We start from the raw sequence: 20,502 nt of genomic DNA, 5'->3' as shown, positions 1-20,502 counted from the left end.
TGCGTCCAGGGAAAGTGGTGTAGCGGGTAGCTTCCCGTGAGTGTGGAGTTGCTCCGTGTGCGCGTTGTCGCGTACACGCAAGGCAGCCATCGGCTGATCCTTCAAGACGACCAAGTCACGAAGGAGAAGAGCACGATGACCGCACCGCACAGTGTGCCGTTCGCCGCGATGCCGGAGGAGAACCTCGCCTGGGCGAGTCCCGACCTTCTTCGCCAGATGGTGAAGACCTTCGCCGAGGCCATGATGCGACGGGTCGGCGGTCGGCCGGGCCGTTTGCGACGGGAGACGTCGGCGTGGCGACGGCGCATGAGGTCATGGTGCCACCTCAGAATCGTGTCCGGGGAGACGACCAGGTGCAGCTGCCGCAGCTTCGGCCTTGGGAGCCGGTGGAGGAGGGCGGCAAGGAAAGCTCGGTCCGCCGAGGTGACGCGCGGCCTGTCCATCTGCCCCTGCAGGACCGCCAACTGTGGCGCAGCGTCGATATCTCGATGTCCTTGTCGACGTCGCTGATCGGCAGCAGCCGTATGAAGGCGAACACGCTCGACACGGCAAGGTAGGGCAGTCGAAACAACACTGTCGATCAGCCTGCCACGCCTGACCTGCGTTCGCCGATAGTTCACGAGAAACTGCAGGTCACAGGCCATGGATGGGGTTTTCGGCACCCGCAGGAAGACGTCGGCCCAGTGGCGGCGCGATATCAGATGGGCGGCGTCCGTGAGGACCTGGAAGCCGCCGGGCTGGACGTACGGGTCGTCTCGGCCGGCTCCTCCATCACCTCCGCCTACCTCACCGCGGCCGACGGGATCACCAGGATCCGCCCGGGTGCCTACGTCTACAACGACCTCCGCCACCGCCTGGCGCGTCCGTACGATCGACTGGAAGTTCAGACCGCGATTCTGCCGGGCAGGAGCTTGCGCCAGCGCGAGCCGACCGCCTTGCAGTGGCCTTGAGACCAGGTCGGCGACCCTGCGGGTGGTGCTGCTCGACAGCGGGAGCCGAGCCTGGCGGACAGCGTGTTCAGTGCCCTCGGCCCATGGTTGTTCGCCACAGACTGCCAACCGGCCGAGGATTCTTTACGTATCGGGATCCTGACGGGTGATCAACGCAATGATCACGGCTCGCAGCTTGCAGACTCGCCCCTGAACGCCACCCGACCAGTGCCTCCCACCTGGGAATCAGGATGGAAAGTTGTCAGTAGGCGCCGTTCACATTGTCGATAGAGCCGTACTTGGCGGCAGCGTAGTTACACGCAGCGGTGATGTTTGCGACCGGGTCGAAAATGTCCATCGAGGTGCCGGGCACGTGATAGGCCTGGAACGTCGGGTCGATGATCTGCATCAGCCCTTTTGACGGTATTCCGGCCGCGGCGTTGGAGTCCCAGTTGTTGATGGCCGATGGGTTGCCCGAAGACTCACGCATGAGGTTTCGGTAGATGCCGTCGTAGGTGCCGGGGATGCCGTGCGCGGCCATGATGCTCAGCGACTGGTTGATCCAGCCATTCAGGGCGGATCCGGCGGTGACACTTTGCATCGACGGCGCCGCGTTGGCAGAAGTCGCGCCTACCAACGGGAGAACGAGTGCGGCACCACTCACGCCCGCGGCGACGAGCCGTCGAGCGATTGGGCTGGTCCGGGGACGACGGTGCTTACCCTCTGTGGGCATGACAGATTTCCTCTCCGTCGCCTGCGAGGTGAGCTGTCGGGTTCGGGCTGGAGTTGCCCGGTCGCGGTGTGAGTGCGACTTCACCCCGAGCCGGTCCGTGTTTTGGATCGGCGACTTACCTGGGTCCCCCGCTCCTGCCGTACGTGAATAGGTTGGGTTACCGGGCAGCGGCAGGATTCGGCGGTCCACCCGGATCGGGCTGTGACCGTAAGTGAGAACGCGCGGACAAGACAAGCCCTAAACCCTCCACGCCATCCCAAATGGGAGTCCAGCAGGGAAGGATCCGGTTTACCGATCCAATTCCAAGAAGCCCAACTCTCCTGCCCTGTCAGGGAAATGGCCCCAGAAGTAAGCACCACCCCCACCCATCGACGTGACACAGATCATGTGTCACGACGGAATCCCTTGCGTCACACACACAACACAGAGAATCGTAAATGAGGCAAATGTCACAAATCGGACTTAGTAGTTAAAGTGAGCAAACAACCCATATGGACAGCAGGCATTGGCGACGGGCGCGGGCCCCTCGGGGAGGCAAGTCACATCGCCGCGCCTGCCAGGGCAGGTGCCAGGTTCAGTCCGCGCCAGGGCGGTTCAAGGATGATGACCTGCTCCGTCACCAGCAGGTTCTCCTGCGGAGGCCATCTGTGCCCCAGCGCCGTAGGTGTTCGTTCCGGCCACCAGGACTGCTTCGCGGCGACCCGGGACAGCCAGGCGTTGTGCCAGTCCATGGCCTCCCACGGATCATCGGACCCGGACATCCGGATCCGGGCGAAGGTCATCTCCCGCCACAAGCAGGTCCGGGGCGGCCGCGAGTTCGGCGTCGCTGACCGCTGGGTCGTCGGCGAGGGTTCCGGCGAGGAGAGCAGAGTCGGTCCGGGCGGGCCCACGACCACACCGCCGCTGCCGCAGAAACCCGCCGGATCCTTCGGCCCGGCGGACGCCTCGTCATCACCGGCTGGCACCCGCGCCAGCACGGCGACCCACGACTGCCCGACCGCCACCGCCACACCCACTGGCCACGTGCTGCGCGCTGCCGGTTTCAGCACGGTTGAATGCCACGACCGGCCCGCCTGGAGCGACACCTACCTGCGCATCTACCGCAAGCTCCAACAAGGCGACCCCGGACGGGACGTGGCGCTGGCCGGGCTGCAAGGGGAGGCCCGTCGGCGTCTGCCCACCGCCAACCTCCTTCGCCGGGTCGCCATCACCGCCTGCTGAGGCGGCTTGGGCATGGGCCCGTCGAAAAACTAGTCGTTGCTTCCGTGTCTTGTGCTCGTTGATGTGATATCGGGCACTTTGACGAGTTGATCGGTCCGCTGCGACAGAAGCTGGACGTGGTGGTGCCGTGGCTGAACGAGAGGCAGCGGAGGCTGCTGTTCGCCGCCGAGGCACGGCAGTTGGGACACGGCGGCATTGCGGCGGTGGCGGCCGAGGCCGGGGTGTCCAAGGGCTGTGTCCAACGTGGTCTGGTGGAACTGGAAGCCGACGAGGAGCCCTCGGACCGGGTACGTCGCCCCGGCGGTGGCCGCAGGCGCCAGACCGAGAAAGACCCCGAACTACTGCCCACGCTCATGGAGTTGGTCAAGGACGGCACGCGCGGTGACCCGATAGGGCCGCTGATGTGGACCACGAAGTCCCTGCGGCACCTCTCCGACGAGCTCACCGCCCGTGGCCACCGGGTCGGCCGGGACACCGTGGCCGAGTTGTTGAAGGCGGCGGGGTTCAGCCTCCGCGGCAACGCCAAGGTCCTTGAGGGCACCCACCATCCCGACCGCGACGCGCAGTTCACACACATCAACGATCTGGTCGCCGAGTTCTTGGACATCGGCGAGCCGGTGATCAGCGTGGACTGCAAGAAGAAGGAGATGATCGGCCTGTTCGGCCAGACCGGGCAGACCGGGCAGGAGTGGACCGCCAAGGGCGCACCGGTCAAGGTCATGGACCACGATTTCCCCAAGGACGCCGAGGGCACCGCGATCCCTTACGGCATCTACGACCTGGGACGCAACACCGGCTACGTCGTGGTCGGCACTGACCATGACACCGCCGCCTTCGCGGTGGCCTCCATCCGCCGCTGGTGGACCGAGCAGGGCCGACTCGACTACCCGCACGCCACCCGGCTCGTGATCACCGCTGACGGCGGCGGATCCAACAGCAGCACCGCCAAGGCATGGAAGGCCAACCTGGCAGTCATCGCCACCGAGATCGGCCTGCCCATCACCGTCTGCCACCTACCGCCCGGCACAAGCTAGTGGAACAAGGTCGAGCACCGACTGTTCTCCTTCATCTCCATGAACTGGCGCGCCCGCCCGCTGACCGGCTTCGACGTCGCCGTCAACCTCATCGCGAACACCACCACCAAGGGCGGCCTGACCGTCCAGGCCCGCCTGGACACCGGCCGCTACCCCACCGGCATCGAAATCAGCAAACAGCACATGGCCGCCCTGAAGATCGAAACGGACGAGTTCCGCGGCGAGTGGAACTACACACTGCCGCCCCAGCCCGACACGCCCAACCCGCCCACCGAGCCACCGCTCCCCAAGAGCCGGGCCAGCGCCGGAGAGGCGTTCGACACCGCAGTGGTCACCCACCCTGCCCTCACCGGCCTGACCCGGGAAGCGCTCGACCAACTCACCACCGAACTACGCCAATTGGCAACCGAAGCAGGCATGACGACACCCAGCCGCCGCCCCAAGATCACCTTCGAACAACAGGCATGGGCGGCCGTCCTCGACCAGCGCGGCGTCTCCCGCTCGCTGATCGCCCACCTCCTCCACGTCAGCGAGGCCCACATCCGCACCACCCTGCAGATCACGGGACCGCTCCTCGAACGGCACGGACACACCAGCCCACGCCTCACGCACCGCCTCGTCGACCCCTCCGACCTCACCGGCTACCTCATGTCCATCGCGTCAACCCCCGGCTGACACGACACGCACCACTTATTCTTCGACGGGCCCAGTGGGCCTGGACCACCACTGTCGATTCAATCGAAGAACCATCCTGAGCTGCGACAACGTAGTCAGATCGCGATCGAACCGGCGATAACGGGCGGTCCGCGGACGGACAGGTTCTCGCGCGAGACCAGCGCGCTGACTCGCGAGCGGTGCCCAGTCGGGGGCCGGTCAGGGCGTGCCGAGGCATCCGTCGAAGGCGAACAGCGGGTTGAAAAAGGTGCGCCCTCGATCGTCGGTGACGTAGAGGGGTCCGACGGCTCCGGGCGGGGACTGGACCTCGTAGCAACCGTTGGCTTTGAGGGTCACGTCGAGCACGTTCGTGCCCACGCCGTCGGAGGCCCGCAGGTCGGAGATCGTGCAGGACCAGTCGTCGCCGGCGCCCGTGCTGTTGGGGACGGTCGCTCCGATGGGTGTGCCGCCACGGTTGCACACCGCGTGCCAGGGGATCGTGGGGTCGGCCTGGGCACCGGTCTGCCATTGGTATCGCACCTCGGCGAGGTGGCCGAAAGTCGTGGCTATTGACGTGTCGAGCCGGGTCGCGGTCAGGGCCGTCGGCCCGACTGTGCTGAACCCGCCGAGCAGCGCGCCGATCGCCGCTGTGGCGATGCCGATGCGGACGGTGGTGCGGCGCCGGCCGGCGGGCATGGCGTCCGCGCCGGCGAAATCACGGCGCCGCAGGAGGTACCAGGCCGTGCCGGCGAACACCGCCGTGTAGCCGACGTCGGTGACCACCGCCTGGATGATCGGCCAGGCCGGCACTGGTGCGGTAAAGAAGACATGCCAGGCGTCGGACGGCGTTGTCGGCAGGATCGAGCGCACCACCTGGCCCGAGGCGATCGTCTCCAGCAGCTGCAGGACGATGCCCACCACCAGCGGGCCGAGCACGCCGACGATCCCGCTGCGGCTGACGACCGACAGCAGCAGGCCGAGGGCGACGAAGACGCTGGTCCACAGCAGCGAGAGTATCCAGCTGGCCGCGACCAGGCCGAGCGCCTGTCCCGAACCGACCAGCTGGCCGGACAAGCCGACCAGCGGTGACGAGCCCACGGCGGCCAGTCCGGCGAGCAGGCTGACCACGCCGATCACCACGAAGCTGAACCAGACGCACACCGTTGCCGCGACGGCCTTGCCGAGGAACAGCCGGCTGCGGATGCAGGACCGAGTGAGGATCGTCTTCCACGTGCCGTGGCGATCCTCGCTGGCAAAGATGTCGCCGGCGAACAGGCCGGCCAGCAGCGGCGCGCCGTAGGCGGCGGCCCAGTTCAGCACGGTGAGCGAGGTGGCAAAGCCGGACGTGCCGGCCCAGCGGCCGAACAGCGTGTCCGACGGGCGGTTGGATCCCGCGCGCATGAGGATGGCGAAGCCAGCCGGCACCACGACACATAGCGCCAACACGATCCGCAGCGTCGGCTGCGACATCAGCTTGGTGATCTCAACCTTGATCGCTACGCCGATGCCGGGCCGCGGCCGCGGCGTGTGATCCGGCGCGGCGGCGGTCGACGCGTCGTTCGGGGCGTGAGTGCTCACACTCATGCGGCGACCTCCGGGATCGAGCCGGTGAGGGCGGTGAACAGCGCTTCCAGCGGCGGCACGTCCGGCTCGAGCTGGCGGACGGCCACGCCGGCCCGGGCCAGTTCCAGCACGAAGGCGTCGCGTTGCCCCTCGTTGGCGTGGATGATCAGCGGTGCGCCGCCGCCGGAGCGTCCGCCGGTCTCCATTCGCAGGGCATGACGGCGACCGACGGCGGCGGCCCGTTCGTCGTCGTTGGTCCACACCCGGTAGGCGGGCGTCGGGGCGGCAACGTGCAGGGATGCCTGGGTTCCCGCCCAGACCGTCCGACCGGCGTGGATGATCAGCACGCGGTCGCAGATCTCGGCGACTTCGGCCATGTTGTGGCTGCTCAACAGTACGGCGACGCCGCGGTCGGCCAGGGCCCGCAGCTGCGCTCGCACGTCCAGGGCATTGGCCGGGTCCAGGCCTATGGTGGGCTCGTCCAGCACAATCAGGCGTGGGTTACGCAGCAGGGCCGCGGCCACGCCCAGGCGCTGGCGCATCCCGGTGGAAAAGGTGCCGACCTTGTCGCGGCGGCGGTCGGCAAGATCGACGAGCTCGAGCGCGGCCTGCGGGGTGAGTATCGCCTGCGGGCCGTCGAGCTGGGCGAGCAGTTTGAGATTGCGCTGGGCCGACAGGTATGGATAGAAGCGCGGCTCCTCCACGAAGCCCGCGACCCCGTCGCGCGTCGCCGGATCGCCGGCCGGGGCGGGGCGGCCGAACAGGCTCACCGAACCGGAGTCTGGAGTCAGCAAGCCGAGGATCATCCGCATGAGCGTGGTCTTGCCGGCGCCGTTGCGGCCCAGCAGGCCGTAGACGCTACCGGGCGCCACCTGCAGGTTGATGTTGTTGACGACCAGCCGGTCGCCGAATCGCTTGGTCAGTGCGTGGGTTTCCAAGGCAAGATCGGGCTCGGGTCGGCCGGTGTGATCACGCATGGGGAGTGGTTCCTTTCACGGGGCGTGGTGCCGGTCGAGATCCCGGAAGGACCCGGCTGGCACCACCTACTGCTTCGTGATCAGCCGCAGACTGCGCGGTGATCAGTCGTGCGCGGTGATCAGCCGTTTACTGCATGGTGATCAGTCGAATGTTGCGTGGTGATCAGTCGCCGAGGAAGTCGCTCGGCAGGTTGCGACCGGGCACCTGGGTCGGCGCCAGGATCTGCTTGTCGCCCGGGTACGGCTTCGACCAGTCGGTCGAGGTGTACCAGTCGTAGCGGTTCATCTGCGCTGGGTTCGTCGCGTCAGGAGCCGCATTGGGTCCGGTCAGCTTCGGCTTGGCCTCAGTCTCGTACCAGGTGGTCCACTGGCTGGCCACCGACTGCTCCGCGGCCGGAATCGCCGGGGCGGCCGGTCCGTTGGTCGCGGTCACCGCGGACGCGGCCGACGGGTTGGCCGGGGTGCTCGCCGACGGGGTCAGCGGGATCAGGTTGCTGACACCCTGGGTGAGCGGAACCTGGTTCGGCAGAAGCGTGTACGGAGTGAGGTTCGGGGTGTTGGTGAACGCGTCGTACATAGGCACGGCAGCCTGGTCCATCTGGTTCATCGGCTGGGCCCCGAGGATCTGCTCGATCGTCTTGGTCACGTTGACCTGCGTGTAGTAACCGCTGTTGACCACTCCACGCTTGGCGTACGGGCTGGCGATGAACAGCGGGCCACGGTGGCCGTCGACGTGGTCGGAGCCGGCCTGGGTGTCGTCCTCGAGGACGAAGACGGCCGAGTCTTTCCAGAACTGGCTGTGCGAGACATCCGAGACGATTCGACCCACGGCCAGGTCGTTGTCGGCGTTCTGGGCCGCCCCAGTCGGCGCACCACCGGTGTGGTCGTCACTCACGGTCATGGTCGTCAGGCTCGGCAGGACGCCGGTCTGCTCGGCCTGCTTGAAGTCCTGCTCCCAGATGTCAGCGCGGTACTGGTCAGGAATGCTCGGGTCGAAGTGCGGGTAGTCGTGGTTGCTGACCTGGTTCAGCGACGGCACGTCCGAGACCCACTGAGCCGAGTTCTGCGCCACTGGAAGGGGGCCGGTTGCCTTGCCCTCCATGATCTGGGAGTCGGCGTAGTACTGCTGCCACGTGCCCTTCTTACCGGTGGTGGCCGCCTCGAACTCACCGTAGTTCCGCACGGTGCCACCAGCGTTCTCGACGGTGTTCCAGATGAACCCGTCCCGCTGGTAGGACAGGGCGTCGCCGCCCGGGTACGGGTAGCTACGCGCCCAGGTGCTGGCCGCGTTCTGCGCCTGGTAGTCGTTGTTGTCGCCCTGTACCAGCCATTGGTGACCGTCCGCCGACAGCATGCCGCTGTCGTAGAAGTTGTCGAAGTCGGTGAAGGTGTTGGCCAGGCTGTGCTGGTTCGGCGTCACCGTCGCCCCGTAGGTGGTGTCGGCCGGGTCGCCGTTGCCCTTGCCGAGATCGCCGAGTATCTGGTCGTAGGTGCGGTTCTCTTTGATGATCAAGAAGACGTGCTTGATCGCCGACGGCTGGCCGAGTTGAGTCGGGATCGCCGGGGCATGGCCACTGGGGAGGTTGCCGCTACCGGTCGGCTTCGGCGTGTTCCAGGCGTTGTTGTTGAACACCGTCTGGGTCGTGGTGTCCAGCGCCGAGTCGGCCGGCATGCTGAAGGAGGTCATCGTGCCCTGGTACTTGTGGCTCTGCGGGTAGCCGTTGGTGCCGATGCCCTGCTGGTTGCTGACGATCACCTTTCCGACCTTGGTGTCGAAGGACACCTGGTTCGGGTACCAATCGGTCGGGATCAGACCCTTGTAACCCACCGGCGTGCGCTCTCCGGCGTAGTTGAACACCGCGATCGCGTTGTCGCCGCCGACGCTGACCAGCATGTGGTGGTCATCGGCGAAGGTCACCGAGTTCGGCGACGCGCCGACCGTGGCGCCGTGCAGGGGCTCGACGTTGATCGTCTGCGTCACCTGGTGCGATGCGGCGTCGATGATCGACACGGTGTCGCTGTTGGTGTTCGCCACGAAGACGGCGCCGTCGTGCACGGTCAGCGCCGCCGGTTGCAGGCCGACGTTGATCGTGTCGGAGACGGTGTTGGTGGCGGCGTCGATGACCGAGACCGTGCCCGTCGTCGAGGCGCCGGTCACCGGGTCGGAGACGATGTTGGTGCCGTCGGACTTGTTGGTCGTGTCGCCCGGGACAGCCGGCCGGCCGCCCCGGTTGGACACGAACACCTGGTTGCCAACAACCGCGACACCCGCGGGGGCGTTACCCACCGGGATCTGCGCGGCCACGGTGTTGGCCGTGGTGTCGATCACGGCCACCTTGTTCTTGCCGCTGAGCAGGGCGTAGAGCTTGCTGCCGTCCGCGGACACCGCCAGGCTGTACGGGAACGACCCGCTGCCGAGCGAGATCACTGTCGGCGCCGTCGGGTTGGTGATCAGGCCGTCGGGGCCGACCGAGTACTTCAGGATGCTGGTCAGCGTGGCCGCGTAGAGCGTCGAGCCGTTCGGCGAGTAGACCGGCGCCGCAACGCCGGTGCCGCCGAAGCTCTGCAGGACCGAACCGGTCGCGGCATCGAGGACGCTCAGCTGCGGTTTGCCGATGTTGTCAGCGCCGGTCTGGGCCGCGATCTTCGTGCCGTCGGGGCTGATCGCGGTGCCGATGGTCTCGGCCGAGAACGTGGCCGCGCGCTGACCATACGGCGAAATCCACTGATTGTCGGGCAGCAGGATCCGCCCGTCGTCCTGGGTCTTACCGACCGCGTTGGATCCGAACGGGTTGAGCGGGACGACGCCAGCCGCCATGGCCGTCGTGACGCCGCAAGCGGCGATTGCGACCGCGGCGGTACCGGCGACGACCCAGTGCCGCCCGCGCACCTTGGATGGGGTGAACAAGATATTGCGCCTTTCACTTCTGTGACGCTCACGGGTGGGGGACACGACCTAGGCGAGATAAGGCCTGGACCCAGGTCGTCCTAACTCCATCCAGCGCGCGTGAACACAGAGCAAACTACTGGCTTACAGACCAGGGCTGATTGCGATCTCCCGAGGGCGTTTAAGGGCCCGTCGAGAATCTGATGGTTCCTTCCGGAACGTGAGCTCGTTGATGTGGTATGGGGCGTTTCGATGAGCTGATCGGGCCACTGCGGCGGAAGTTGGAAGCAGTCCTGCCATTTCTGAACGAGCGTCAGCAGCGGCTGTTGTATGCGGCGGAGGCCCGCCAACTCGGGCACGGCGGGATTGCGGCGATCGCCGAGGCGGCCGGGGTGTCCAAGGGCTGTATCCGGCGCGGCATGGTCGAGCTGGAAGCGGGCGGTGAACCCGCGCAGCGGGTGCGCCGTCCCGGAGGCGGCCGCAAACCAGCGGCGGAGAAGGACCCCGGCCTGCGCCCGGCCCTGATGGACACCTGGTCAAGGACGCCACGCGCGGCGACCCGATGCTGCGGTATCCGGCGGTACCGCCCGGCATCGCCTTGCGCCGATATCCAGTAAGCGGTCATCCCAGGTCAGCAAGGCCCGTTCGCCGTTCCCGGCGTTGGCGGGGACCACGGTCGGGCGCCTCAGCTATCTGCCGACAGAGTTCGTTCGACGAGGACGCGCACCAGGCGTGATGGCGCTCTCTGAAATTCCCCACCCCCTGCTCAGCCGCTCCCCAGACCTGCTCACCTTTGCTCCCCACTCTGACGCGCCTGATCGGGCCTCGGGACGGAGGGTCCGGATCGGCAACCGGACGTCTCAGCAGGACGTCCCATCAAGGACGACACCGGGAGCTGACTGGGGTCACGCCTGCCAGGTGGTGCGCCCGGCGGGCATCCTTGCCCGAAGCCTTTCCGTTTCGACGTTCTGCTCCGGACACTGCACCGGAACAGGGCGTTGAAGGGGAGCGGCTGACTCCAACCCGCCTCATTACTGCTGTCCAAGGAGGACTTCGCGATGTGGCCCAGCATCATTGCCGTGGTCGGCACACTGCTTGGGGGCGCGCTCACCGGGCTGCTTCAGATCAAGAGTGCGCGGATCGCTCAGAGTGCTGCCCGTGCTGACCAGAGGGCAGAAGCGCTGCGCAGGACGCTGGGCGAATTGGTGGCCGCCCTGGGCGACCATCGGCGGGCTATGTGGCATCGCGAAGTTCTGCGCCTGGACGGCGCGAGCGAGGAAGCCGTCGAGGCAGCTCGCACGGCCTCCCGCGCCACACGCTCGGCCGTAACCGGCCCACTGGTCGCGGTATCTGTCCTTGAACGATCCCTTGCTGAGCCAGCTCGTCAGGCTGCCCTGGCCGCGTTCAACCTGCGCAACGCCACCAACCACTCCGCCCTGGCCTCCCTCCGGGAGGCCGCCATCGCAGCGACTGACGAACTGGTCGCCGCTGCCAGCCGGGCCATGGCCTGACTTCCCGGACGGCCGGGTGACGCGGCCCGGGCGCCTTAACGACATGGGGTGTCTGACATGCCGAAAACCGCATGACGTTCTCGTCGCACCTGTGGTCGGATGCTCTTCGTCCGAGACTCCACTCGTGGACCGCCGCCGTGAGGAAACAGATGATCGACCGTGGCCTTCCCGATGCTGAGACGATCGAGACCGTCCTCGCATCCCATGAGGGCGCATGGGGTGGCGGAGCGCGGGTTCTGTCGGTGCAGGACCTGTCGCCCGGACTGGGTCAGGCAGCGGTCCTTCGGGTGAGCACCACGGCACCAGACGGCCGCCCGTCCCAGTGGATCGTCAAGATCCCCGGTTGGGGCCACCAGTCCCTGCTCGACTCGCGCGATAGCCAACTGGACCGCCGCGAAGCCCACTTCTTCGGTAGCAACATCCCCGGTCTGCTGCCCGGCGGCCTGGCCACGCCGCCGGACGCGACTGTGGTCAGCCACAACGGTCTCGCCTGGATTGTCATGCGCGACATCGGCGCCGCCTTGCACCAACGCTGGACCCCCGCCGCCGCCACGACAACTGCCCTACGCACCGCGCTGTTGTATCTCCCGGGGGCCTTGCACCCTGACCTGCTCGACATCCCCTGGCTGGAGCGGGAAGGTTACGCCGCCTACACCCATCACATTCCAGTCGGCCACGACAACCTCGACGCCCTGGCCCACGATCCGCAGCTCAAGGCACTGTTCACTTCCGAGCAGGTCCACGCCCTGCACACCTGCCTGGACGCGGCTGCGGAGCTGAGCTCACGCGCCACGGAACTACCTGCCACTCTTGTCCACGGCGATCTCACTCCGCGCAACGCCGGCCTGGACCGAGACAGCGCCCTGGTCCTCATCGATTGGGAGCACGTCGGCGTCGGCCCCGTGGGGTTCGACCTGGGTACCTTTGTCTCCCTCTACCGTGCCTTCGGCGGCCACGGCCCGCTGGACGAGCTAGCCCTCCTTGAGGTCTACGGCCGGGCCCTCAGCGACCTGGCCGACACCGACCTACGCCACCCTGTCGCCCTGGGCCTCGCCACCGCTCACCTGACTTGGGGACTACACCTACGTCTGGGCCCTGGCCTAACGGCGGTGCGCCAGGGCTTCCACAGCGAGACCCCAGAGGAACTGGCCCCGCACCTCGATGACATCCGTTCGGGATGCCTGCGCGCCGTGTCCTGGGCGTCCGCAGCCGGAGTTGACACCGCAGGCCACTGACATGCCCTCCGGCCGGATCGAGCGTCCTGGAAGCGCCCGCAACTGCGCCTGGGAATGCAGCAAAGGTCAGACAGCCATCGATTTGCCCGGCTTCCATTCACCGCATGACCGCCGACCAGCCCGTCCCCGACGGGCCACCGTCCACGCCCTTCACCAAGGACCAGGGCATCGGCTGGTCGGAGTACCGGCTCGACAAGCGTTACGAGAAGCGCCGAGCCGACGCCGAGCTGGCCGCACTGTTCGAGTGCGAAGTGGGTGAGCCGCTGCTCGCCCGGCACTTCGTGTTCTACGACAACGACCAGCCCATCCAGATGTCGACGTCCTACGTGCGCTGGTCCGACGTGGGTGGCACGGCGGTTGCGGACCCGATCAATGAGCCGTGGCCGGGCGGCACGTGCGCCCAGTTCAAGACGCTGGGCATCCACATCACGCGGATCACGGAGTCGTTCACGGTGGGCATGCCGAGCGAAGCCGAGTCCACGACGCTGCGGATCGGCAAGGCGGTGCCGGTGCTGCGGTTCACCCGCTGTCACATCGCCGACGACGGGCGAGTCGTAGAGGTCGCGCACCCGATGGTGCGGCGCGGTGACACCACCGTCGTCGACTTCGCCATCGACCTCGAGACCTGAAAGCTGTGTTTGAGGCCTTCATGACAAGGTGAAGTGGCGGCCGAGCGCGCCCGGATCACGGCGCGGACCGCTCCGTGGCCCCGCGCCATCGGTCCGGGCGGGTGACGCCGTCCATCAGTAGGTCGAGCAGCCGCTCGGCCTGCGCGCGCTGGTGGACAGCCCCGGCTACGAGGGTGACACCCGCCAGGCTCATGAGGATGTCGGGTGAGGGCACGTCCCCCCGGATCACCCCCTGGGTGATCCCGGCGAGACGGAACTCTTCGATCGCGCCGGTCAGCTGCTCGCGCGTCTGCGAGCTCAGCTGCTCGTCGTTTTGCAGGAGGGTCTTGAGCGTGTCGGCCATACCGTGCTTGGCGGCGAGGTAGTCCAGCACCTGGGACATCCACGCCCGCAGGGCCCGGTCGGCGGGCAACTCGCTGAGGAGGTCCGAAGTTTGGGCGGAGAGCCGGGCCGTCTCGTAGCGGTAGGTGGCGTCGACGAGCTGCTCGCGTGTCGGGAAGCGTCGGTACAAGGTGGCGATCCCGACGCCGGCGTCCTTCGCGATCTGCTTCAGGGTCGCGGCGGCGCCGTCCCGGGCGAAGGCCAGGGCGGCCGCGGCGAGCAGTTTGTCTTCGTTGGCCCGTGCGTCGGCCCGGATCGGTCGGCCGGACGGATCAGGCATGCGGTTCTTCCTCTCGGCTTGCCATGTGGAGTCGGGTCCGTTTAGTGTGACGGCTAAGCGGACCCTGCTCCGCTTATTTGGGACGGTAGCAGGTTGCTGTGGGCCGTTCCATCGCACCGCCGCGATCACAGAAGGGCCGCCCAAGTCATGCAGTACCGCACGCTGGGTAGTACAGGAGTCCACGTCAGCTCGCTGTGTCTGGGCGCGATGATGTTCGGGGAGTGGGGAAACCCCGATCATGACGACTCGATCGGCATCATCCGCACAGCGCTCGACGCGGGCGTCAACATCATCGACACGGCCGACGTGTATTCGGGCGGCGAGTCCGAGCTCATCGTCGGGAAGGCGATCGCCGGACGGCGCGACGATGTCGTCCTGGCGACCAAGGTGTCGAGCCCCATGGGCCCCGGCCTCAACGAGCGCGGTGCCTCGCGGCGCTGGATCGTCCGGGCCTGCGAGGAGAGCCTGCGCCGCCTGGGCACCGATTACATCGACCTGTACCAGGTTCACCGGCCCGATGCCGCGACCGACCTCGACGAGACCTTGGGCGCGCTCTCCGATCTCGTCCGCGCAGGAAAGATCCGCTACGCGGGGTCCTCGACGTTCGCCCCCTCGGCGATCGTGCAGGCGCAGTGGACAGCCGAGCGACGGCAGCGCGAGCGCTTCGTCTGCGAACAGCCGCCCTACTCCCTCCTGGTCCGGGGCGTCGAGGCCGACGTGCTGCCCACCTGCGAGACGTACCGGATGGGGGTACTCGCCTGGAGTCCGCTGGCCGGGGGCTGGCTGTCCGGCCGCTGGCACCGCGACGCAGCCGACCTGTCCAGCCACCGCACACGGACGATGCCCTTCCGCACCACGCTCTCCCACTACGACTTGGACGTACCGGGCAACCAGGCCAAGCTCGACGCCGCCACCGAACTCGTCGGCATCGCCGCCGAAGCGGGCCTGACACTGATCCAGCTGGCGCTGGCGTTCGTCACCACGCACCCCGCAGTCACCGCGGCAATCATCGGCCCGCGCACTGCCGAGCATCTGCACGACCAGCTGAGCGCCGCGGACATCATCCTGGAACCCGCCGTACTGGACCGCATCGACCGCATCGTGGCACCCGGCACCAACCTCAACCCCGACGACGCGGGCTACAGCGCGGCCGTCCTGGCCGACCCGAAGCGCCGCCGCCGCGCCGTCGTTCAGTGAACCGGGCGAGCCGTCTCGCAGCCGCGCACACCAGGGTCGGGGGCCGCCCAGACGTCCCCCGACCGATCGGTGATGAGCCGAAACACCCCACCGCTGTTTCATAGGTGGTCACCCTCGCAGCCGCCTGAGCCCGGACACGACGAAGCGCCCCATCACCTCGGCATCAGCCGAAGCGACGGCGCGCTGTCGTGTGGGGTCAGGAGGGGCGCAGCCCTGCTGCACGCCCGGCTCGCCACCGGCCTGGCCCGCAGCGGCGACCGCAAAAGGCGCCGGCCGATGTCCCCGCCGCCGTGGCCGGCCTTCATCAACCAGCGGCGGGCGCGTCGGTGCTGTCGTGCTGGTTGCGGGCTTCCTTGACGGCGCGCTCCCACTTCCAGGTCGGCTCGTTGTGCCGGTTCGCGAGTGCGGCGGCGATGCCGCGGTGGTAGCCGTTGTGGCGCAGTTCGGCGAGGGCGGTGGCGATGCGCTGCTCGGTCTGGGGCTTGCGGTCACGGGATTGGGGGCCGGCCGGGCGTCCGGCGGCGCCGGTGTTGTCGCCGGTGCGCTTGCGGTCGAAGTCTTGCAGGTCGGCGCGGTGGAAGGCGGGGATCTGCCGGCCGGTGGGGCCAGCGACGGTGCCGACCGGCTCCGGGAAGTAACCCGGGTTGGCCTTGAGGTACTTTCGGATGACGCCGGGACCGGCGAAGTTGAACCACTGCGCTGCCTGGTTGATGGAGATCCGGTCCTCGACGTCGCCGTCGTAGAGTTCCGGGTCGGTGGGGAGCAGCTTGTTCTTCTTGCGCTCCTTAAGGCCGGTGTAGAAGGCCTGGAACTGCTGCTGGTCGTAGAAGTCGACCCGCTGGATCGTCACGGCCTTCTCCGGGTGGCGGGTGAACTGCTCGCCCTGGCCTTCGGCGCCGGTCTCGGCGTCGGGGACCTCGTTGCGCTTGGCGTACCACACAGCGGCGGTGACGCGGCTGGCTCCGGTGTGCTCGACGATCCAGTCGCGGTTGACCACGGGGCGGCCGTCGTGGATGCGGACCTGCGGGTTGAGCGGCTTGTTGGCCATGGTGGGGACCTCCGGAGTCTGTCGGTGCGGACTGCTCGTACGGGCAGGCGGCCCATACGATGGAGGCACTCCTTCCTTGGTGGGTTGGAGTACCGATGGCCGGTGAGACGTTCGGTCGGGGTTGCCGCCCCGGGCCGACACCTCAGTGGAGGTGCCTCTCGCCGGCCATCAATCGTGTTGTCTGCCGGCCTCGTAAACAACAGTCATAATAATACACGCACAGTGTGTGGGGTGTCTACCGCGGCGGCGCCGGCTCTTGCCCCACCATGGGTAATGCGGGCGGGGCGGCAGACGTGATCGTCCTCAAGCGCAGGCCCGGAGACGCAGATCCCAACAGTTCCAGACCAGAGACAGTTCCACGGCCTGGAGCACAGGCGCCCGCTAGGGCAAACGCCTTCCCCAGGAGCTGGTCGACGTGCCTTCGGCGGAGCGTCCGTCCTGCGGGCAGTGGAAAACCGTTCGACGGGGCTGGCCGGGACGGGCCATGATCCGCGCTCGTGATGACGTCGAAGCAGTTCCCGGTCCAGGCTGCCGCCCGCAACAACGCGGAGTGGTGCGCGGCGATGAGCCGATCGCACGACTTGGCGAGCGAGTTCAGGGAACAGGCCTGGGCCGCCCCGGCCCGCACGCCGCTGTACTGCCCTGACGCGGTGACGCTGGTGCCGGGTGTCGACCCGGCCGCTCTGGCAGCCCGGATCGACATCACCGCGCCCGGAGCCTCCGTCAAGGACAGCTTCGCCGACCTTGACCTGACGGAGGCCGGCTTCCAGGTGCTGTTCGAGGCGCAGTGGATCCACCGCCCGGCGAGTGCGCCCGCCATCGCCTCGGATCTTGCCTGGGACGTGGCGGGCGACCCGGACACGCTGCGCGCCTGGGCGCTCGCTTGGGACGACGGGGACGGCAATGCGGGCCTCTTCCGGCGCGAACTGCTCGACGACCCGGCCACCTTCGTGCTCGCCGGGCATTCCCCTGGCGGCCGGGTGATTGCCGGAGCGGTGGCGAACCGCAGCGGCCAGGTGGTCGGAATCTCCAATGTCTTCGCTCTGGACGGCGGCCCTGACGCGGCCTGGCCGGTCGTACTGGAGGCGGTGCACTGGCTGTTCCCCACCCTGCCGGTGGTCGGCTACGAGCACGGTGATGACCTGGCGGTCGCCGTCCGCCATGGCTTCGAGCCGGTCGGTCCGCTGCGGATCTGGCTGCATGACTAGGCTGGCTCCAGGGCCGCCCGAGCCGCCGTGCGCGACCACCGTCCCGCTGTCCGAGAGCCGTCAACAACATCGCCGCCCCGTCCCAGCTGTCCGAGCCCGTTGCTCATCGGGCGCTTGGCGGCTGGAGCCGCTGCTGGCCGAGGAGACGGGCGTCAGCTGTTCTGAATGCGGTGGGCCGCAGCCACGAGCTGCGCAGGCAGGGCGGGGCCGGCACATGCGTGATCGATCAGCAGGCCCCGGTACGAGTCGTTCGGCAGGCGCGGCGCCAGTTCGATGAGTTCGCGCAGTGCGGCAGGTGAGCCGGTGAGCCGTGTGCGGTAGGCGGCCCCGGCTGCGCGAAGCGGGAGGAACGGCAAGTCCGGGGCGATTGCCTTGAGTCCCAGGTAGTTGTCGACGGTCTCGCGCTGGTGGAACCGCACGGCGGTCTCCAGGTCCTGCTCCGGGTCGCAGGGCTGGAGGCCGCGGGCCTGCCTGGTGCCCTCGAATCGGTGCTGGTGCCCACGGGACAGGTGCCAGTTCTTACCGAAGATCACCCAGGATTCGTACATCCGATCGAGCGGAGTGGCCCATTGAGCTGTCTGATGGCCTCGGAGTAGCGGCGCACCTCGGCGGCGTACTCGGCGGCGGTGATGCGCCACCGGCCGTGGTCCTTCAGTTCGGTGAAGCCTCCGTTCTCCAGACTTCCTGATGTCTCATGAGACATCAGGCGCCGACGCGTTGGTCGCCCCGCCGCCGCGATGTCGCCAGGGGTGAGGTCATCCCGAATACGCAGGTAGCGCACTGGGTGCCGGTGCCGGCCGCGGTCTACCGCTGTGTCAGCGCGTACCTCGGCGACGAGGTTTGGCTGGACGGTGACGTGCCGGAGCTTGTTCCCAGAGCCCCATTTAGCGCTGATCTGCATCCCGTCCACGGATGCTCGGGCCCGCCGGGGGTCAGCGCGGCCCCCAGCTCGCGCCGGTGCCGCGCGGCGGGGCCCGGACGGGTGCGGCGAGGGCGAGCGGCACGGGGAACTCCACCCGCCAAGGGTGACCCGGCACCGTGAATTAATTGGGGAGGCGCAATGCTCAAGCGCGCACGCTGCGAATCGTCGAGGAAGCATTGAAAAGCGGGGACGGCACGCTGCGGCTGATCGTCTTCATGGGAGCGGCCACCTGCGCCGCACTCACCCTCGGTGGTGGCGCCTGGCTCGCGGGTCTGCTGTAGCGGTGCTGAGGCGCGATCCAGATTTTTCGGAGTTCGGCGGCCTGAGGATGTCGAGAACGTGCCACCGGCTCCGTCCCAGGGACATCAGCGGCCACCACCGGCCGCACGAGGAAGAAGGAGAAACCAGCATGGCGATTCAGCGGATGGACAACGTCGGCATCGTCGTCGAGGACATGGATGCCGCCATCGCGTTCTTCGTGGAACTCGGTATGGAGCTGGAGGGCAGGGCGGAGGTCGAGGGCCTCTTCGCCGACCAGTGCACCGGACTCGACGGCGTCCGCTGTGACATCGCGATGGTCCGGACCCCGGACGGTCACAGCCGGCTCGAGCTGGCGAAGTACCGCAGCCCCGCGGTGATCAGCGCCGGGCCGCGCAACCGGCCGCACAACATTCTGGGCACGCACCGCGTCATGTTCGCCGTCGACGACATCGAGGACACCGTTGCCCGCCTGCGCCCTCACGGCGCCGAACTCGTCGGCGAGATCGCCCGGTTCGAGGACAGCTATCTGCTCTGCTACATCCGCGGCCCGGAGGGCATCATCGTCGGACTGGCCGAGCAACTGCGCTGAGAAGGAGGAACCGAACCATGCAGCCGAACGAGATCATCGAGGTTCGGAACCGCCCGATCAGCCAGGAGCTGCTGGCCCGTGACGTGACCCGCCTGGCCTACGTCGCCAAGGACAGAACCCCGCGCAACGTGCCGATCGCCTTCACCTGGAACGGGTCGCACATCGTCATGTGTACGACGAAGAACGCGCCCAAACTCCCGTGGCCACCCTCGCGCACAGGCTCCTGAAACGACGGCACCAGTAGGTGAGACACATCTGAGTGTCTGGAGAACCGCCGCTGTCCAGTGCCCAGGGGGCGCGGGCCCGCGAGAGGGTCTTGCGGTTCTTCAACCGGTTGCGTGAGACGAACAGCCGCACGTCGAGCTCGCCGAGCCAGTGCACCAGGTGGGTGCCCAGGAGGAACCTCAACGGGCCTCCGGACGGCGGCGGCCCGGGCGAGGGTGTGGTCGCCCTTGGCTGCGCCATGGAGTTTGTCGGCCCAGGTGCTGATGTCGGCGGCGAGGGCGTGCAGGTTGCGGATGCCGTCGGTGTCGGTGGTGTGCAGCCGGTCGGTGAGGCGGGCGTGTTCGGCGGCGATCTCCCGGGCGGTGTCGGCCAGGACGGCGAGGTAGCCGCGGTGGCGCTCCAGCCGGTTCCAGGAGCAGCGGCCGCGTCCGGCTTCCTGTTCCAGGACGAGCAGGGAGGTCGCGGGCCAGCCCATGTCGCCGTGCGGGGTGAGCGTCAGGTCGGTCAGGCAGGTGATCCGGTTGTCGTGCCACGGGTGTGGCCGTAGGGCTGGTGCGGGGAGGGGATCGCGGCGCCGGCCCGGGCGTCGAGGTAGGCGGCGAAGTTCTCGGGGGTGGGCGCGTCCTGGGTCCGGCGCAGCTTGCCCAGGTATCCGGCCTGGATCGGCAGCTGCCAGGCCGGGGTGCCGAACGGGGCGGCGGGCATGGCCCGGGCGACCAGAGTGGCGGTGCCGTCGCCGGTGGCGATGGTGGCCTGTACGACGCACAGGGCGGGGCGGCGGGGGTCCAGACGCATGGCGGCGGTGCTCCTTCACGGGGCGGCCGTACGGGACGGCTGCTGCCGGGTGGTGGGCTGCGGTGCGCCGGTCCAGAGTTGTCGCCCCGGACCGGGCGCAGTGGAGCAGGGTCAGGCGGCTCTACCTTCTTGACCGGGTTGATCGAGCCATTCGTAGGGTTGGGTCGCCCAGGGGTGCTGGGTGTGGCTATCAGGCGGCTGCCGTCTCGTGGCTTCCCTGGCT

Annotated in this window: 23 protein-coding genes, 1 pseudogene and 1 riboswitch; of the genes and pseudogenes, 12 read left to right on the top strand and 12 right to left on the bottom strand. The window is 68.0% G+C overall.

The genetic code is table 11. The annotated features are described in order from the left end of the window. Positions 1-101 precede the first annotated feature (101 nt). Positions 102-308, bottom strand: a complete 207-nt coding sequence (locus EFK10_RS52145) for a hypothetical protein (RefSeq protein ID WP_265737531.1) — start codon at positions 306-308, stop codon at positions 102-104. 45 nt (positions 309-353) lie between these two features. On the opposite strand from EFK10_RS52145, the gene EFK10_RS52140 reads away from it, so the two are divergent. Beyond that, positions 354-557 (top strand): hypothetical protein, encoded by a 204-nt coding sequence (locus tag EFK10_RS52140; RefSeq protein ID WP_265737530.1) that lies wholly within the window; start codon positions 354-356, stop codon positions 555-557. A 126-nt stretch (positions 558-683) separates the two neighbouring features. Further along, on the top strand, positions 684-950 hold the full coding sequence (locus tag EFK10_RS19920; protein WP_127357036.1) for a hypothetical protein: 267 nt from the start codon (positions 684-686) through the stop codon (positions 948-950). Positions 951-1,191: 241 nt separating this feature from the next. On the opposite strand, the gene EFK10_RS19915 is transcribed toward EFK10_RS19920, so the two are convergent. Together EFK10_RS19915 and EFK10_RS19910 are read right to left on the bottom strand one after the other, a co-directional pair. After that, positions 1,192-1,662, bottom strand: coding sequence for a transglycosylase SLT domain-containing protein (locus EFK10_RS19915; RefSeq protein ID WP_127357035.1), 471 nt, complete (start codon positions 1,660-1,662; stop codon positions 1,192-1,194). A gap of 3 nt (positions 1,663-1,665) precedes the next feature. Next, positions 1,666-1,826, bottom strand: a riboswitch (cyclic di-AMP (ydaO/yuaA leader). A 375-nt stretch (positions 1,827-2,201) separates the two neighbouring features. Beyond that, positions 2,202-2,393 (bottom strand): hypothetical protein, encoded by a 192-nt coding sequence (locus tag EFK10_RS19910; RefSeq protein WP_127357034.1) that lies wholly within the window; start codon positions 2,391-2,393, stop codon positions 2,202-2,204. On the opposite strand from EFK10_RS19910, the gene EFK10_RS19905 reads away from it, so the two are divergent. Then, on the top strand, positions 2,392-2,883 hold the full coding sequence (locus EFK10_RS19905) for a hypothetical protein (RefSeq protein WP_127357033.1): 492 nt from the start codon (positions 2,392-2,394) through the stop codon (positions 2,881-2,883). The two genes, EFK10_RS19910 and EFK10_RS19905, sit on opposite strands and share 2 nt — an antisense overlap. Positions 2,884-2,969: 86 nt before the next feature. Continuing rightward, positions 2,970-4,172: pseudogene (locus EFK10_RS19900) on the top strand (ISAzo13 family transposase); the annotation flags it as partial. A gap of 618 nt (positions 4,173-4,790) precedes the next feature. Here EFK10_RS19900 and EFK10_RS19895 read toward each other — a convergent pair. From EFK10_RS19895 to EFK10_RS19885, 3 genes are all read right to left on the bottom strand, one after another. Continuing rightward, positions 4,791-6,155 carry an ABC transporter permease gene (locus EFK10_RS19895; RefSeq protein ID WP_127357032.1) on the bottom strand — a complete coding sequence of 455 codons (1,365 nt, stop codon included), beginning with the start codon at positions 6,153-6,155 and terminating at the stop codon, positions 4,791-4,793. Then, complete coding sequence (locus EFK10_RS19890) at positions 6,152-7,111, bottom strand: ABC transporter ATP-binding protein (RefSeq protein ID WP_127357031.1); 960 nt, start codon at positions 7,109-7,111, stop codon at positions 6,152-6,154. Before EFK10_RS19890 ends, EFK10_RS19895 begins: the two co-directional genes overlap by 4 nt. Before the next feature lie 163 nt (positions 7,112-7,274). Continuing rightward, the gene (locus EFK10_RS19885) at positions 7,275-10,019 is read right to left on the bottom strand and encodes a bifunctional YncE family protein/alkaline phosphatase family protein (RefSeq protein WP_240677332.1); all 2,745 of its coding nucleotides are present in this window, start codon (positions 10,017-10,019) and stop codon (positions 7,275-7,277) included. 218 nt (positions 10,020-10,237) lie between these two features. Between EFK10_RS19885 and EFK10_RS19880 the strand changes: the two genes are divergently transcribed. From EFK10_RS19880 to EFK10_RS19865, 4 genes are all read left to right on the top strand, one after another. Then, entirely contained in the window at positions 10,238-10,615 is a 378-nt protein-coding gene (locus EFK10_RS19880; RefSeq protein WP_127357030.1) for a hypothetical protein, read from the top strand. Positions 10,616-11,056: 441 nt separating this feature from the next. Continuing rightward, positions 11,057-11,509 (top strand): protein kilB, encoded by a 453-nt coding sequence (locus EFK10_RS19875; protein ID WP_127357029.1) that lies wholly within the window; start codon positions 11,057-11,059, stop codon positions 11,507-11,509. Between the two features lie 149 nt (positions 11,510-11,658). Continuing rightward, positions 11,659-12,744 carry a phosphotransferase family protein gene (locus EFK10_RS19870; RefSeq protein WP_164836067.1) on the top strand — a complete coding sequence of 362 codons (1,086 nt, stop codon included), beginning with the start codon at positions 11,659-11,661 and terminating at the stop codon, positions 12,742-12,744. 104 nt (positions 12,745-12,848) lie between these two features. Then, positions 12,849-13,373 (top strand): UTRA domain-containing protein, encoded by a 525-nt coding sequence (locus EFK10_RS19865; RefSeq protein WP_127357027.1) that lies wholly within the window; start codon positions 12,849-12,851, stop codon positions 13,371-13,373. Between the two features lie 55 nt (positions 13,374-13,428). Here the strand turns inward: EFK10_RS19865 and EFK10_RS19860 are convergent, their stop codons facing one another. Continuing rightward, positions 13,429-14,034 carry a TetR/AcrR family transcriptional regulator gene (locus tag EFK10_RS19860; protein ID WP_127357026.1) on the bottom strand — a complete coding sequence of 202 codons (606 nt, stop codon included), beginning with the start codon at positions 14,032-14,034 and terminating at the stop codon, positions 13,429-13,431. A 147-nt stretch (positions 14,035-14,181) separates the two neighbouring features. Here EFK10_RS19860 and EFK10_RS19855 point away from each other — a divergent pair, with 147 nt between their 5' ends. Beyond that, a complete protein-coding gene (locus tag EFK10_RS19855; protein WP_127357025.1) occupies positions 14,182-15,231 on the top strand; it encodes an aldo/keto reductase in 1,050 nt (349 codons plus the stop codon). A gap of 304 nt (positions 15,232-15,535) precedes the next feature. On the opposite strand, the gene EFK10_RS19850 is transcribed toward EFK10_RS19855, so the two are convergent. Then, a complete protein-coding gene (locus tag EFK10_RS19850; RefSeq protein ID WP_127357024.1) occupies positions 15,536-16,279 on the bottom strand; it encodes a hypothetical protein in 744 nt (247 codons plus the stop codon). Positions 16,280-16,779: 500 nt separating this feature from the next. Between EFK10_RS19850 and EFK10_RS19845 the strand changes: the two genes are divergently transcribed. After that, positions 16,780-17,487 carry a hypothetical protein gene (locus EFK10_RS19845; RefSeq protein ID WP_407647104.1) on the top strand — a complete coding sequence of 236 codons (708 nt, stop codon included), beginning with the start codon at positions 16,780-16,782 and terminating at the stop codon, positions 17,485-17,487. Between the two features lie 152 nt (positions 17,488-17,639). Here the strand turns inward: EFK10_RS19845 and EFK10_RS50460 are convergent, their stop codons facing one another. Next, entirely contained in the window at positions 17,640-18,035 is a 396-nt protein-coding gene (locus EFK10_RS50460; protein ID WP_240677331.1) for a hypothetical protein, read from the bottom strand. Further along, positions 18,017-18,190: a deazapurine DNA modification protein DpdA family protein gene (locus EFK10_RS53795; protein ID WP_164836066.1), complete on the bottom strand. Its 174-nt coding sequence runs from the start codon at positions 18,188-18,190 to the stop codon at positions 18,017-18,019. The genes EFK10_RS50460 and EFK10_RS53795 overlap by 19 nt, the downstream gene beginning before the upstream one ends. 628 nt (positions 18,191-18,818) lie before the next feature. Here EFK10_RS53795 and EFK10_RS19835 point away from each other — a divergent pair. Both EFK10_RS19835 and EFK10_RS19830 read left to right on the top strand, forming a co-directional pair. Further along, positions 18,819-19,259, top strand: coding sequence for a VOC family protein (locus EFK10_RS19835; RefSeq protein ID WP_127357022.1), 441 nt, complete (start codon positions 18,819-18,821; stop codon positions 19,257-19,259). Positions 19,260-19,276: 17 nt separating this feature from the next. Then, a complete protein-coding gene (locus EFK10_RS19830; RefSeq protein WP_240677330.1) occupies positions 19,277-19,486 on the top strand; it encodes a hypothetical protein in 210 nt (69 codons plus the stop codon). On the opposite strand, the gene EFK10_RS53790 is transcribed toward EFK10_RS19830, so the two are convergent. Continuing rightward, positions 19,425-19,724: a deazapurine DNA modification protein DpdA family protein gene (locus EFK10_RS53790; RefSeq protein ID WP_456318731.1), complete on the bottom strand. Its 300-nt coding sequence runs from the start codon at positions 19,722-19,724 to the stop codon at positions 19,425-19,427. The two genes, EFK10_RS19830 and EFK10_RS53790, sit on opposite strands and share 62 nt — an antisense overlap. A gap of 264 nt (positions 19,725-19,988) precedes the next feature. After that, complete coding sequence (locus EFK10_RS19825; RefSeq protein WP_127357021.1) at positions 19,989-20,279, bottom strand: hypothetical protein; 291 nt, start codon at positions 20,277-20,279, stop codon at positions 19,989-19,991. Between the last annotated feature and the right edge of the window lie 223 nt (positions 20,280-20,502).

The organism is Streptomyces soli, from assembly GCF_003999195.1.
Lineage (GTDB): Bacteria > Actinomycetota > Actinomycetes > Streptomycetales > Streptomycetaceae > Actinacidiphila > Actinacidiphila soli.
This window is presented reverse-complemented; position numbering and strand designations above follow the sequence as displayed.

Bases quoted from the DNA above. Each gene is read 5' to 3' on its own strand.
- EFK10_RS52145 (WP_265737531.1), bottom strand. From the start codon at position 308: ATGCGCCGTCGCCACGCCGACGTCTCCCGTCGCAAACGGCCCGGCCGA.
- EFK10_RS19825 (WP_127357021.1), bottom strand. From the start codon at position 20,279: ATGCGTCTGGACCCCCGCCGCCCCGCCCTGTGCGTCGTACAGGCCACC.
- EFK10_RS50460 (WP_240677331.1), bottom strand. From the start codon at position 18,035: ATGTACGAATCCTGGGTGATCTTCGGTAAGAACTGGCACCTGTCCCGT.
- EFK10_RS19845 (WP_407647104.1), top strand. From the start codon at position 16,780: ATGACGTCGAAGCAGTTCCCGGTCCAGGCTGCCGCCCGCAACAACGCG.
- EFK10_RS19875 (WP_127357029.1), top strand. From the start codon at position 11,057: ATGTGGCCCAGCATCATTGCCGTGGTCGGCACACTGCTTGGGGGCGCG.
- EFK10_RS19860 (WP_127357026.1), bottom strand. From the start codon at position 14,034: ATGCCTGATCCGTCCGGCCGACCGATCCGGGCCGACGCACGGGCCAAC.
- EFK10_RS19830 (WP_240677330.1), top strand. From the start codon at position 19,277: ATGCAGCCGAACGAGATCATCGAGGTTCGGAACCGCCCGATCAGCCAG.
- EFK10_RS19850 (WP_127357024.1), bottom strand. From the start codon at position 16,279: ATGGCCAACAAGCCGCTCAACCCGCAGGTCCGCATCCACGACGGCCGC.
- EFK10_RS19895 (WP_127357032.1), bottom strand. From the start codon at position 6,155: ATGAGTGTGAGCACTCACGCCCCGAACGACGCGTCGACCGCCGCCGCG.
- EFK10_RS19880 (WP_127357030.1), top strand. From the start codon at position 10,238: ATGGGGCGTTTCGATGAGCTGATCGGGCCACTGCGGCGGAAGTTGGAA.
- EFK10_RS19835 (WP_127357022.1), top strand. From the start codon at position 18,819: ATGGCGATTCAGCGGATGGACAACGTCGGCATCGTCGTCGAGGACATG.
- EFK10_RS19865 (WP_127357027.1), top strand. From the start codon at position 12,849: ATGACCGCCGACCAGCCCGTCCCCGACGGGCCACCGTCCACGCCCTTC.
- EFK10_RS19855 (WP_127357025.1), top strand. From the start codon at position 14,182: ATGCAGTACCGCACGCTGGGTAGTACAGGAGTCCACGTCAGCTCGCTG.
- EFK10_RS19905 (WP_127357033.1), top strand. From the start codon at position 2,392: ATGGCCTCCCACGGATCATCGGACCCGGACATCCGGATCCGGGCGAAG.
- EFK10_RS19915 (WP_127357035.1), bottom strand. From the start codon at position 1,662: ATGCCCACAGAGGGTAAGCACCGTCGTCCCCGGACCAGCCCAATCGCT.
- EFK10_RS53795 (WP_164836066.1), bottom strand. From the start codon at position 18,190: ATGTCTCATGAGACATCAGGAAGTCTGGAGAACGGAGGCTTCACCGAA.
- EFK10_RS19870 (WP_164836067.1), top strand. From the start codon at position 11,659: ATGATCGACCGTGGCCTTCCCGATGCTGAGACGATCGAGACCGTCCTC.
- EFK10_RS19890 (WP_127357031.1), bottom strand. From the start codon at position 7,111: ATGCGTGATCACACCGGCCGACCCGAGCCCGATCTTGCCTTGGAAACC.
- EFK10_RS53790 (WP_456318731.1), bottom strand. From the start codon at position 19,724: ATGGCGCAGCCAAGGGCGACCACACCCTCGCCCGGGCCGCCGCCGTCC.
- EFK10_RS19910 (WP_127357034.1), bottom strand. From the start codon at position 2,393: ATGGACTGGCACAACGCCTGGCTGTCCCGGGTCGCCGCGAAGCAGTCC.